Source organism: Streptomyces ipomoeae 91-03 (genome assembly GCF_000317595.1).
GTDB classification, from domain to species: domain Bacteria; phylum Actinomycetota; class Actinomycetes; order Streptomycetales; family Streptomycetaceae; genus Streptomyces; species Streptomyces ipomoeae.
On sequence record NZ_AEJC01000370.1, the window covers coordinates 36,909 to 49,262 of the forward strand.

Consider the following 12,354-nt stretch of genomic DNA (forward strand, 5'->3'; position numbering starts at 1 on the left):
CGGGGTGTAGGGGGGATGCGTTCAAGAGGTTCGGTCGGGTCCGGGGTTCCGGGTTCGGGTTCTGAGTGGGTCCGCGAGGGGCGGTCCGTTTGAGAACCTGTTCGCGGACGAGCGGGTCCGGGCCATCCAGGACCGTGGACGCTCGTTCCTCCGCTCCGGCTTCCGATGACGGGGAGAGTCTCCGGGGGGAGACGTCATTACCGGGGGAACACGTATGCATATTCAGGACTCTCATTGGTCGTCCGCGTCAGCCATCGCACCCGGCGGTGCGCTCGGAGCGGCGGGCGGCAACGGACGCGGGGACGGAGCGCGGTCCACTCCGCTCCGCGTGGACGCACAGCGCAACCTCGAGCACGTGCTGCGCGCGGCGCGCGAGGTCTTCGGCGAACTGGGGTACGGCGCGCCGATGGAGGACGTCGCCCGGCGGGCCCGGGTGGGTGTCGGCACGGTGTACCGGCGCTTCCCGAGCAAGGACGTCCTGGTCCGGCGGATAGCCGAGGAGGAGACATCCCGGCTCACCGAGCAGGCCAGGGTGGCACTCGGGCAGGAGGAGGATCCGTGGTCGGCGCTCTCGCGCTTCCTGCGGACGTCGGTGGCCTCGGGGGCCGGGCGGTTGCTGCCGCCGCAGGTACTGCGAGTGGGGGTCGCCGAGGACGAGATCGGCGGCGCCGGTGGGGTCGCCGGGGTCGGCGGCGGTGTCGTGGACGAAGCCCGGGTGCCGCAGCAGCGGGCTCAGCCGGGAGCGGAGTTGCGACTCGTCACCGGGGCCGGGGCCGGAGCGGGGGACGTGGTCGCGGTTTCCCCTGCGGATGACGCCGGGGCGTCCGCGCTGCTCGAGGTCGTGGGGCAGTTGGTCGAGCGGGCTCGGGCCGCCGGGGAGCTGCGGGAGGACGTGACCGTGGCCGATGTGCTGCTGGTCATTGCCACGGCCGCGCCTTCGTTGCCGGATGCGGCGCAGCAGGCGGCTGCTTCTGCGCGGTTGCTGGACATTCTGTTGGAAGGGTTGCGGTCTCGGCCGGTCTGAGATCTCCGGGGTCGGTGAGTTCGTGCCTCTGGGGCGGCGTGGGTTTTTCGCCCCCGCCGCCCCTACCCGTTCCCGTCACCAGGGGCTGCGCCCCTTCGCCCCCACCCCCAGGGCCCCGCGGAGGGGGCGCCTAATGGGGTGTGGGAGCTGTCAGAAGGCGGCTGCGGGTTCGTCGTGGCTGGTCGCTCCCCCACTCGCCCTTCGTCGCTCCCCCTACTCGCCCTTCAAAGGGGTCTGCCTCCTCCCGAAATTGGGCTTACCCGTATGGGTGAACTCGCGTACTGAGGTCCGGGAGGGGCCTCGGACGGGTGGTGTGCCCGTGCTGCCGGGGGCTGGACAAAAGCCAATATGGCACGCTGAGCCGATGATCAGGACTGGTCGGCAGGCGGCGGGGGCTTTCCGCGATGAGTGTTGACAGGTGGGACGAGTCGCTGGGTGAGGGTGACTCGAGGGCCGGGGGCGGGGGGTTTCCGCAGTCGCGGTGGTCCTCATCGTCACGGTCGCCCTCGTCGGCGTCGCAGGCTCATCCTCAGGTGCCCCGGCAGAGGGATCGTGGTGGGACCGCTTGGGCGGGGGACGACGGTGGGGTTCCGGCTCAGTGGGATCGGTTCGGCTCCGGGGTGTTGCCGCCTCCTCGGGAGCAGGGGGTCGATCGGGCGCCGTCCGATGCCGATCTCATCGAGCGGATGCGGGGTGGCGAGGACACGGCGTACGAGGAGTTGTATCGGCGCCATGCCGAGGCCGTGCGCCGGTATGCGCGGACCTGTTGCCGGGATGCCTATACGGCGGACGATCTGACGGCCGAGGTCTTCGCCCGGATGTTGCAGGCCGTACGGGGCGGGAAGGGGCCCGAGCACGCCGTACGGGCGTATCTGCTCACGTCGGTGCGGCGGGTCGCCGCGAGCTGGACGACCTCCGCCAAGCGGGAGCATCTGGTCGACGACTTCGCCGTGTTCGCGGCGCAGGCGGCGCGTGGCGCCGAGATGTCCGACAGCGACGCCCTCGATCTCGGCGCGGATGTGCGGGCGATGCACGAGGCCGAGCAGTCGATGGCGATGCAGGCGTTCCGGTCGTTGCCGGAGCGGTGGCAGGCCGTGCTGTGGCACACCGAGGTCGAGGACGAGTCGCCGAGCGAGGTCGCCACGCTCTTCGGGCTCGACGCCAACGGGACCCGGGTGCTGGCCAGCCGCGCGCGGGAAGGGCTCAAGCAGGCGTATCTGCAGGCCCATGTGAGCGCCGCCCTCGCGGGCAACTCCGCGGAGTGCGGCCGTTATGCCGACCGGCTCGGCGCCTACGCCCGCGGCAGTCTGCGTACCCGGGCCGAGCGGGGGGTGCGCAAGCATCTGGAGGAGTGCGCGGCGTGCCGGGTGGCCGCCGGGCAGATCAAGGAAGTCGCCGGCGGTATCCCGGGCGTGGTGCCGATCGCGGTCATCGGGTGGTTCGGGGCCGCCGGGTACGCGAAGGTCGCCGCGATCGTCGCCGGTGGTGCGGGGGCCGGGGCGGCCGGGGTCGCGGGGGCGGCGTCCGCTACGAGCGGGGGGTCGTCCGGTGGAGCCGGCGCCGGGGGCGGTGCCGAGGGGGTCGGGGGACCCGCGAAGGTCGGTGTCGCGGCGGGGATCGTGGCGGTGGCCGCCACGACGGCGTACCTCCTGGCGACTCTCACGGCCGACGAGGGGCAGAACAAGGAGCCGTTGGCCAAGCCGCCCGCCTCGAAGACCGTCGAGGTCTCGCCGGAGCCTACGCCGCCCAAGTCGCCGGAGGAGCCCGAGGTCGAGCCTGAGCCCGAGGCTCCGCCGCCGGGGGTGGTGCCGGTGTCCGCGGCCTCCCCGAGGCCGAAGTCGCCGACTCCGGCGCCTTCTCCGAAACCGACGCCCCCGCCGACTCCTACGCCGACACCCACACCGACCCCTTCGCCGGTCGAGCCATCGCCCACGCCCACATCGACGCCGTCGCCGACACCCACGTCGGCTCCCCCGGCGGTCTACCAGTGGAACGAGCTGGACTACGACGTTTTCGGTGGCGGCACCGAGCCCGAGATGCGGATCGGTGAGAGCAGTTGGGTCTGGCAGCGGTACGGGGTGTCGATCGCCGGAAAGCGTTACGCGAACGGGGTGACCGTGCACGGCCACTCCTCCGTCACCATCGACCTCAACCGCCGGTGCGCCTCGTACGACGCGCTCGTCGGCGTCGACGACATGACGCACGGTCCCGGCAAGCTCTACTTCTCCGTCTACGGCGACGGGGTGCGGCTGTGGAAGTCCGGGCTCGTGCAGCGTGGGGAGCCGGCGGTTCCGGTCCATGTGGACCTCACCGGGCGGGAGACCGTACGGCTGGTCGTCGAGCCGCACGGCCACTTCGACGTGGCGACGCCGGCGGACTGGGCGGAGTCGGGGTTCGTCTGCGAGTAGCGGGCCGCGGGTGGGTGGCGCCGAGCGTGACTATGAGAAGGCCCGCAGCAGATGGGCAGGGAACGGGTAGGCAGGGGCCGACGGAGCACAGCGCGAGCAGGCGCGGAGCAGATGGGCGGCGAACAGGCGGGCACGCAGCCGACGAGCCACAGCGCGAGCAGGACCAGAGCAGATGAGCGGCGAACAGGCGGGCACGCAGCCCACAGGCCGCAGCGCAGGCGGGCCCGGAACACGCGGACGGGGAACGGGCAGATGCAGAGCCGACGGGCACCGCGCGGACGGCGGGCGGGGGCACAGGTGGGCGGATGTGTTGCGGGGATGGGTGTCTGTGCTGAGTGGGTGGGCGCGGGTTGGTTGTAGCTGATCGCGCCCTCGCACGTGGAGCCGTGAATCGACACAGCGCCGCGCCCCTTTCAGGGCCGTGGGCTCTGAAGGCGCACGCATCGCCTGCTGCTTCAAGGCCGTGGGCTCTGAAGGTGCCCCCGTCGCCTGCTGCCCTCCTGCCCCCTACGCCCGCCTCGCCGTGGCCCCCTCCCCCAGGGCCCCCCTCTGGGGCGTGATCCCCGCCGGAACCGCTCGTTGTCTCGCCGGTGTGCCCGTCCAGCATGTGCCCCGGCGGGACAGCAGGCGTCGTAGCCACAGTTCCAGGGAGACGAGGTCGGCCAGGCCGTCCAGGGGCAAGGGTTCGCCCTCGGCGGCTGAGCGGAGGGCCTTGCGGACGACCCGGGCTTCGACGAGGCCGGCCTGGGCGAGGAGGGGGGTGTCGAAGAGGGTGATGAGGGAGTCGGCGGCTGTTCGGAGGCCGGTGCGGACCGCGGCTGCCGAGGTGGCGTGGGAGGGGGCGCCCCAGCCGGGTGGGAGGTCGGTGATGCCGGCGCCCTCCAGGACCGTACGGAGGACGGCGGCCCTGGCGCCGGGCTGGACGCGGAGCGCTTCGGGGAGGGCGCGGCAGGCGCGTACGACCTGGTTGTCGAGGAAGGGGGCGTGCAGGCGTTGGGAGCGGATCTCCGCGGCCTGTTCGAGGACGCGGATGTCGGTGGCCTGGCGGGCCAGCGCTGCTCGGGCCCGGAAGTCCCCGGGGCGCTGGCCCGGGCCGACGCTCGGGCGGCCCGTCGTCACTCCCAGGCGAATCGATACTTCTGCCAGTGCCTCCCCCGTCAGCCAGCGGGCTGCGGGGCCGGGTCTGGCCCAGGTGAGGGCCGCCAGCGAAGCCCCTACCGCGCCTCCGGGTTCCTCGAAGCGGCGTTGCATCAGGCGGGCGGCCAGTACTTCCACCCCGGCTCGGTAGGGAGTGCGGGCCAGCTTGCGGGCGGCGCTGTACACGCGCGCGGGGACCATCACCGAGCCGTCCGCCTTGGCCAGGGCGGCGACCGGGCGGACCAGATGGCGGCGCTTGCGGTCCATCAGGAGGTCGGTCAGGCGGGCGGGGTGGGCATCCAGGACCTGGCGGGCGCCGTACCCCGTGAAGTGGTCCGCGCTGCCGGAGGCCAGGCGGGCGCGGTGGCGGGCGGCGGTCACGAGGGACGGGCCCGGTTCGTCGGTCAGGGGGCCCTCCAGGTCGGCGTACGGGAGGGTTTCCTCGCCGCCGGTCACCACTACGTGGTGGAGGCGGGGGTTGGCGGCGAGGGTTCCGGCGCGTTCGAGTTCGGCTTCGCGGCCGGAGGTCGCCAGGTCGTTGAAGGTGACGGCCAGGAGGCGTTCGCCCGCTCCCGTGCCGTGGCCCAGGACCGTGCCCGGGGCGCCCGGGAGGCCGGCCGCCAGCAGCGCCAGCGTTCCCGAGGCGGGGCCACCGGAGAGGTCCGCGCCGATGCCGGGGACGGGCATGCCTCGGGCGGCTCGGCGTTCGGCAGGGCCCATGCCGGGGACCGGTCCGGGGTCGATGTCGGGGACGTGCCGGGGGGCCGACAGGCGGACGCGTACGGCCTCGACGAGGGCGTCCCGGACGCCGTCCACCGCGCTGGTGGGGTCGGCGGCGGGGGCCGCCACGGCGAGGGAGGCGACCGGCTCGTAGCCGGCGATCTCTCGCGCCCCGGCGCGCAGGATCAGCGCATGCCCCGGGGGAATGCGGCGCACGCCGTCGTACGGGGTGGAGTCATGGAGGGCGTCGGGTACGTCGGGGGCGGCGAGCAGGGCGGCCAGGTACCCGAAGTCGAGGTTGGCCTCGATGAGGTCGGCGAGCGGGAGGGCGGCGGTCGCGTACGCCGTGCCGCCCGCCCAAGGGGTGTAGAAGACCGGGCGGGCGCCGGCCAGGTCACCGCAGACGGTCACCCGGCGGCCGACCTGGACGACGGCGGTGTAACTGCCGGGCCAGGCGGTCAGATGGCGCAGGGCACCGCCGCGGGCCGCGAACAGGGCCACGCGCAGCTGCTCGTCGGAGGCGCCGCAGATGCCGAGGACGGCGATCCTGGTCTGTTCGTCGGCCTTCACGACGCGGACCTCGTCGGGGCGCCAGTCCCCCACCGCCCACAGCGGATCGGGGTCACCCCACAGGAGTTGGGAGCCCACCGGGTGCACGGTCTCGCCGTCGGGTCCGGTGGCTCCGGCGGCGCCGATCACGGGGGCGCCAGCGGCGGTACTGCTCCATCCCACCAACCACCGCATCGCCGCCTCCACAGGCTGTGGACAACCAGTGCACCGTACGAACGGCTCCCATGCTGCCACGAAGGAGGCTCACTGGAGGGCGTGCGCGAAGTGTTGCGCACCGGTAAGTGCGCCCCTGGGGAGCCTTGAGCGCTCCCCCGTCACACCCTCGGGCCGCCCCTGAAGAGGGGTGATCGACGGAGCGGTACCCCGGGTCTACGACGCGAATGCGCCCCCGGTACGCTCCCCCAAAACACCTAACGCGCCCTCAAGAGACGTGGTCGGAGGGGTATTCACCCCTGGCGACCACCGATGATTTTCAGCCAAATCGGGAACGAGGAGCGAAGTTCGCAGAACCTCCGCACCCCTCCCGATGGCGACTCAGTGTCAACGCACAGTCCGGGAGGCGGAGTTCGCCTCCCGGACCGGTCCGCCGCCCGCGGGGATGGAGGCGGCGGTGTCCCCCAGCCCACTGGATCCAGTACAGCGGGCCGACCCACGCACCACCATGGAACCGCTCCCCCGATGGCCGGAGAAGAGCGCACGGACGGGCGCACGGCCACACAGCGGGAGCACGTCGCAACAGTCCGTACTCTGTCCGCACTTTCGTACGGACCACAATCCCGCCAACAGGATTTGAGCCCCTTAACGCTTGGGATGCGGCGAACTACGCTGGGTTTACGAATGCCGCGCGCCTATGCCGCCGCGGCAGCCGTCTGTTCGAGGGGTGGCGCATGTCCAGGGAGCAACGCGGGCCGAACGAAAAGCTCGGCGCCGTTCTCGCCCTCGCGGGAATCAGCAACGCAGGACTCGCGCGTCGCGTCAACGATCTTGGCGCTCAACGCGGGTTGACTCTTCGCTACGACAAGACCTCGGTGGCGCGGTGGGTCTCCAAGGGCATGGTGCCGCAGGGTGCCGCGCCGCATCTGATCGCCGCCGCGATCGGTCAGAAGCTCGGCCGCCCGGTGCCGCTCCACGAGATCGGTCTGGCGGACGCGGATCCCGCACCCGAGGTGGGCCTCGCCTTCCCCCGTGACGTCGGACAGGCGGTGCGCTCGGCGACCGAGCTCTACCGTCTCGACCTCGCCGGCCGCCGCGCCGGCTCCGGCGGCATCTGGCAGTCCCTCGCCGGATCGTTCGCGGTGAGCGCGTACGCGACGCCCGCCTCACGCTGGCTCATAACCCCGGCCGACAGTTCGGTGGCACGCGAGGCGAGCTCCGCCGAGGGCTCCGGGTCGCCGCTGAAGGTCGGCCACAGCGATGTGCAGAAGCTGCGCGAGGCCGCCGAGGACGCCAGGCGCTGGGACTCCAAGTACGGGGGCGGCGACTGGCGTTCGTCCATGGTGCCGGAGTGCCTACGGGTCGAGGCCGCGCCGCTGCTGCTCGGGTCGTACTCCGACGAAGTGGGCCGCGCGCTGTTCGGAGCGTCCGCGGAACTCACCCGTCTCGCCGGGTGGATGGCTTTTGACACGGGTCAACAGGAGGCCGCGCAGCGGTACTACATCCAGGCCTTGCGGCTCGCGCGGGCGGCGGCCGACGTACCGCTGGGCGGGTACGTGCTGGCCACGATGTCGCTGCAGGCGACCTATCGGGGCTTCGGCGACGAGGGCGTCGATCTCGCACAGGCCGCCCTGGAGCGCAACCGGGGGCTGGCCACGGCCCGCACGATGAGCTTCTTCCGGCTCGTCGAAGCGCGTGCCCACGCGCGCGCGGGTGACGCGGTGGCCGCCGGAGCGGCCCTCAAGGCCGCCGAGGGGTGGTTGGAGCGGGCCCGCGACGGCGACAACGATCCCTCGTGGCTCGGCTTCTACGGGTACGACCGCTTCGCCGCGGATGCCGCGGAGTGCTACCGCGACCTCAAGGCACCGCGTCAGGTCCGCCGCTTCACCGAGCAGGCGCTGTCACGGCCGACGGAGGAATTCGTACGCTCGCACGGGCTGCGGCTCGTCGTGTCGGCGGTCGCCGAGCTGGAGTCCGGCAACCTCGATGCGGCGTGTGAGCAGGGGGTGCGGGCGGTGGAGGTCGCGGGGCGCATTTCCTCGGCTCGTACCACCGAGTATGTGAAGGATCTGCTGCATCGGCTGGAGCCGTATGGGGATGAGCCGCGGGTCATTGAGCTGCGGGAGAGGGCGCGTCCCTTGCTGATGACACCGGCCTAGGTCGGTGGGTGCCCACTCGTCTGCCGGGTTGGGGTGATCTCGCGGCTGCGGGTTGGTTGTGGTTGCCCGCGCCCACGCGGCGGAGCCGCACATCGGCACAGCCCCGCGCCCCTTCGGGGCGCGGCCTTGCGTGACCGGGGTCATGAAGACTGCCTCTGTGTTTGAGGGCATTGTCAGTGGTGCAGTGCACTATCGGATGCGGGAGGTGGGGTGCGTGGCGAGGCAGGTCGTGTACGACTGTGACGTGCTCGTGGTCGGCGGTGGGATCGTCGGGCTGTCGACGGCGTATGCGATCACGCAGGCCGCGCCGGGGACACGGGTCACCGTGCTGGAGAAGGAGGCCGGGCCCGCCCGGCACCAGACCGGGCGGAACAGCGGGGTCATCCACAGCGGGATCTACTACCGGCCCGGGTCGCTGAAGGCGCGCTACGCGGTCAAGGGCGCCGCCGAGATGGTGAAGTTCTGCGCCGAGTACGGGATCGCCCACGCTGTCACCGGGAAGCTGATCGTCGCCACCGAGCGGTCCGAGCTGCCCCGGCTGCACGCCCTGGTGCAGCGCGGTCGGGAGAACGGGATTCCGGTACGGGAGCTGGGGCCGGCCCAGATCACCGAGTACGAGCCCGAGGTGCGCGGCCTCGCCGCCATACATGTCGGCACCACCGGGATCTGTGACTTCGTGGGGGTCGCCCGGCAGTTCGCGGAGGCCTCCGGCGCGGAGATCCGGTACGGGGCCCAGGTCGAGCGGATCGATCGGCGGGCCTCGCTGGGGGTGGCCGTGCGGGTGCGGGGCGGTGACGTCGTACGGGGGCGGGTGCTCGTCAACTGCGCCGGGCTGCAGTGCGACGAAGTGGCCCGGATGACCGGGGACGAGCCCGGGATGCGGATCGTTCCGTTTCGCGGGGAGTACTACGAGCTGGCCCGGCCGGAGATGGTGCGGGGGCTCGTGTATCCGGTGCCGGATCCGGCGTTTCCGTTCCTCGGGGTGCATCTGACCCGGGGGATCGACGGAAACGTCCACATCGGGCCCAACGCGGTGCCCGCGCTCGCCCGGGAGGGGTACGGGTGGGGGACGGTGCGGGTGCGGGAGCTGGGGGCGACGCTGGCCTGGCCCGGGGCCTGGCGGATAGCCCGGCGGCACTGGCGGTACGGGGCCGGGGAGCTGCGGCGGTCCGTGTCGAAGCGGGCGTTCACGGGGGCCGTGCGGAGGCTGTTGCCCGGGGTTTCTGAAGGGGATCTCGTACCGGCGGCTGCGGGGGTGCGGGCGCAGGCGGTGCTTCGGGACGGGACCCTGGTGGATGACTTCCTGATTCGGGAGGGGGTGCGGGCTGTGCATGTCCTGAACGCGCCCTCGCCTGCGGCTACCGCTTCGCTGCCGATTGGGCGGGAGGTGGGGAGGAGAGCCCTGGCTGTGCTGGGCAGGGGGTGAGTGTGCGTTGGGTGAGCGGGCGCCCGGGGGTGGTGCCGGCCGGGGGTGGGTTTCGCTTACCGGCGTCGGCAGGGTGCCGCCGCGCCCACCCTCCCCCATCGCCCCAGCCGCACGATTGCCCGCAGCTGTGCGAGCGGACGGCTGCGTAAAATCGTCTTACTGTGTCTGACTCCACCGATACTCCCGACGCTCTCCATGCTCCCGAGCACCGCGCTCATGTTCCCGGTGTGTCCATTCGGCGTACCCGGGGGAAGGGGGAACCTCGGTTTCCCGATGGGCCCAAGGCTGATCCCGCTGGGGCTCACTTCGAGCGGCGGATCAGGAGTTTTCAGCCTCGGCGGAGTCGGGTGACGGCTGGGCAGGCGGATGCGTTGCAGCGGCTGTGGCCCAAGTGGGGGCTGGACATCGATGGGCGGGCGCTGGATCTCGGGGAGCTGTTCGGGAACGACAGGCCCGTGGTGTTGGAGATCGGGTTCGGGATGGGGGAGGCGACGGCTCGGATGGCCGCCGCGGACCCGGAGACCAACATCCTCGCCGTCGACGTACACACTCCCGGCCAGGGCAATCTGCTGAATCTCGCGGATCGGGGCGGGCTGTCCAACATCCGGGTCGCGAACGGGGACGCGATCATTCTGTTGCGGGAGATGCTCGGGCCCGACTCGTTGGACGGGCTGCGGGTCTACTTCCCCGACCCCTGGCCGAAAAAGCGGCATCACAAGCGGCGGCTGATCCAGCCGGAGTTCCTCACGCTCGTCGCGTCGCGGCTGAAGCCGGGGGCGATCGTGCACTGCGCGACGGACTGGGAGCCGTACGCCGAGCAGATGCTGGCCGTACTGACCGCGCATCCGGACTTCGAGAACACCCGGGCCGACGGCGGGTTCGCGCCACGTCCCGACTTCCGGCCGCTGACTCGTTTCGAGGAGCAGGGACTGGACAAGGGTCATGTGGTGAACGATCTGCTCTTCCGCCGCGTACAGCAACGTGAGCGATTCGAAGATCAGGAAGATCAAGATCAGTAGTTCGTTGGATCAAGCGTGAGCGGGTCGGGAGTGGTTGAGCCCTGTCGGCTGCCGCGTCCGACGCCGTCGCGGGTAGCGTCCATCCCTCGTTAGGGTCCATGTAATGGCCACCAGTCCCCCCTACCCGACATACCCCAGCGGCCCCGCCGGTGGGGGTGTGTTCAGGCCCGTGCGTTGGTGGCAACGGAAGAGTGTCAAGTACGGCTCGCTCATCGCGCTGCTCGCGCTGTCCGGGCTCGTCATCCTGGCGCTCGTACGGGAACAGACCGGCACCGAGGGGTTTCTGGTCGGGCTGGGGCTCGCGGTGTTGCCGGTGCCGTTGCTCATGGCCGCGTTTCGGTGGCTGGACCGGGTGGAGCCCGGGCCGTGGAAGAACATGTTCTTCGCGTTCGCCTGGGGGGCTTGTGCGGCGGCGCTCATAGCGATCGTGGCGAACAGTTTCGCCACGCAGTGGATAGCGACCGCGACTGCCGATCCGTCGCACGCGGACACGTTGGGGGCCACGGTCATAGCGCCGGTGGTGGAGGAGACGGCCAAGGCCGCGGCCGTCCTGTTGATCTTTGTGTTCCGTCGACGGGACTTCACCGGGGTGGTCGACGGGGTGGTGATCGCGGGGGTCACCGCCACCGGGTTCGCGTTCACCGAGAACATTCTGTATCTGGGGACCGCGTTCGGGACCGATCAGCTCAGTGGGGGGAGTGGGCTGGCGTCGGTTACGGCGGCCACCTTCTTCGTGCGGGTGATCATGTCGCCGTTCGCGCATCCGCTGTTCACCGTGCTGACCGGGATCGGATTCGGGATCGCGGCGGCGTCGGCCGAGCGGCAGCATGTGCGGCGAGTGCTCGTACCGGTGGGTGGGTTGTTGCTCGCCATGGGGATGCACGCGGTCTGGAACGGGTCCGCGACGTTCGGGGACTACGGGTTCTTCGCGGTGTACGCGGCGTTCATGGTGCCGGTGTTCGGGCTGCTGACGTGGCTCGCGATATGGCTTCGGCAGCGGGAGTTGCGGCGGGTGCGGGAGGAGTTGCCGGCCTATGTGGCGGCCGGGTGGCTGACGCCGGGCGAGCCGTTCGTGATGGGGTCGATGCGGGCTCGGCGGGTGGCGCGGGAGTATGCGGCGCACCACTTCGGGAAGGGCGGGGCTCGGGTGGTCGCCGAGTACGAGGGGTTCGCCACGGCGTTGGCGTTCCTGCGGTATCGGGGGCGGCGGGGGCGGGGTGGGGGCGACTTCGTGCTCCGGGAGCGGGAGCTGCTGTTCGAACTGTGGCGACGCCGGGAGTTGGCTCGGCCGGCGATGGCTTATGCGGGGCGGGGCGTTGTGGGGGGTTGGTCGGGGGCGTATGGGGGCGGGTGGTATGCGCACGGGGATGGATACGGGGGGTATGAGTACCGTTCGGCGTATACGCAGCCGGTGGTGTACGGGGTGACGCCGGTGTACAACCCGTATCGGTCGTAGGGCGGGGTCTCTGGGCGCTGGACGGGCGTGGGGACGTCGAGGTGAAGCGGTGCTGCTGGGCGGCACCGGCAGCTGCCGCTGAGCGGGGGTGGGCTCCACAACTCGGCACCACTAGATGCCGCCGCACCCACCCTCCCCCACTCTCGGCTTCTCCCCCATGAGCGGGAGGTACCCCCATCGCCCCAGCGGCACGACTGCCCGCAGCCAGGAGGACGGCGACACAACGGCAAGGCTGGACGGTCATCGGGACGGCGGTCCGGCCGCATGACGGCGGAAGGGGCC

7 protein-coding genes are annotated in these 12,354 nt (G+C 71.6%); 6 read left to right on the forward strand and 1 reads right to left on the reverse strand.

Going from position 1 to position 12,354, the window contains the following annotated elements; genetic code table 11:
- Positions 1 to 214: 214 nt before the first annotated feature.
- Both STRIP9103_RS23910 and STRIP9103_RS23915 read left to right on the forward strand, forming a co-directional pair.
- The gene (locus tag STRIP9103_RS23910; RefSeq protein ID WP_048820847.1) at positions 215 to 1,024 is read left to right on the forward strand and encodes a TetR/AcrR family transcriptional regulator; all 810 of its coding nucleotides are present in this window, start codon (positions 215 to 217) and stop codon (positions 1,022 to 1,024) included.
- 404 nt (positions 1,025 to 1,428) lie between these two features.
- Entirely contained in the window at positions 1,429 to 3,432 is a 2,004-nt protein-coding gene (locus tag STRIP9103_RS23915; protein WP_078614027.1) for a sigma-70 family RNA polymerase sigma factor, read from the forward strand.
- 507 nt (positions 3,433 to 3,939) lie between these two features.
- Here STRIP9103_RS23915 and STRIP9103_RS23920 read toward each other — a convergent pair.
- The gene (locus STRIP9103_RS23920) at positions 3,940 to 6,033 is read right to left on the reverse strand and encodes an asparagine synthase-related protein (RefSeq protein ID WP_009320934.1); all 2,094 of its coding nucleotides are present in this window, start codon (positions 6,031 to 6,033) and stop codon (positions 3,940 to 3,942) included.
- A 713-nt stretch (positions 6,034 to 6,746) separates the two neighbouring features.
- Here STRIP9103_RS23920 and STRIP9103_RS23925 point away from each other — a divergent pair.
- The 4 genes from STRIP9103_RS23925 (at position 6,747) to STRIP9103_RS23940 (ending at position 12,072) form a co-directional block, all read left to right on the forward strand.
- Positions 6,747 to 8,171 carry a hypothetical protein gene (locus STRIP9103_RS23925; protein WP_009320877.1) on the forward strand — a complete coding sequence of 475 codons (1,425 nt, stop codon included), beginning with the start codon at positions 6,747 to 6,749 and terminating at the stop codon, positions 8,169 to 8,171.
- 196 nt (positions 8,172 to 8,367) lie between these two features.
- The gene (lhgO, locus tag STRIP9103_RS23930) at positions 8,368 to 9,597 is read left to right on the forward strand and encodes an L-2-hydroxyglutarate oxidase (protein WP_199790567.1); all 1,230 of its coding nucleotides are present in this window, start codon (positions 8,368 to 8,370) and stop codon (positions 9,595 to 9,597) included.
- Between the two features lie 161 nt (positions 9,598 to 9,758).
- A complete protein-coding gene (gene trmB, locus STRIP9103_RS23935; protein WP_009320889.1) occupies positions 9,759 to 10,616 on the forward strand; it encodes a tRNA (guanosine(46)-N7)-methyltransferase TrmB in 858 nt (285 codons plus the stop codon).
- A 103-nt stretch (positions 10,617 to 10,719) separates the two neighbouring features.
- Positions 10,720 to 12,072, forward strand: coding sequence for a PrsW family intramembrane metalloprotease (locus STRIP9103_RS23940; RefSeq protein WP_048820850.1), 1,353 nt, complete (start codon positions 10,720 to 10,722; stop codon positions 12,070 to 12,072).
- Positions 12,073 to 12,354 lie beyond the last annotated feature (282 nt).

What these genes read in the sequence shown, in the direction of transcription:
- STRIP9103_RS23910 (WP_048820847.1), top strand. Translation starts at nt 215, where the DNA reads ATGCATATTCAGGACTCTCATTGGTCGTCCGCGTCAGCCATCGCACCC.
- STRIP9103_RS23915 (WP_078614027.1), top strand. Translation starts at nt 1,429, where the DNA reads ATGAGTGTTGACAGGTGGGACGAGTCGCTGGGTGAGGGTGACTCGAGG.
- STRIP9103_RS23920 (WP_009320934.1), bottom strand. Translation starts at nt 6,033, where the DNA reads ATGCGGTGGTTGGTGGGATGGAGCAGTACCGCCGCTGGCGCCCCCGTG.
- STRIP9103_RS23925 (WP_009320877.1), top strand. Translation starts at nt 6,747, where the DNA reads ATGTCCAGGGAGCAACGCGGGCCGAACGAAAAGCTCGGCGCCGTTCTC.
- lhgO (WP_199790567.1), top strand. Translation starts at nt 8,368, where the DNA reads ATGCGGGAGGTGGGGTGCGTGGCGAGGCAGGTCGTGTACGACTGTGAC.
- STRIP9103_RS23940 (WP_048820850.1), top strand. Translation starts at nt 10,720, where the DNA reads ATGGCCACCAGTCCCCCCTACCCGACATACCCCAGCGGCCCCGCCGGT.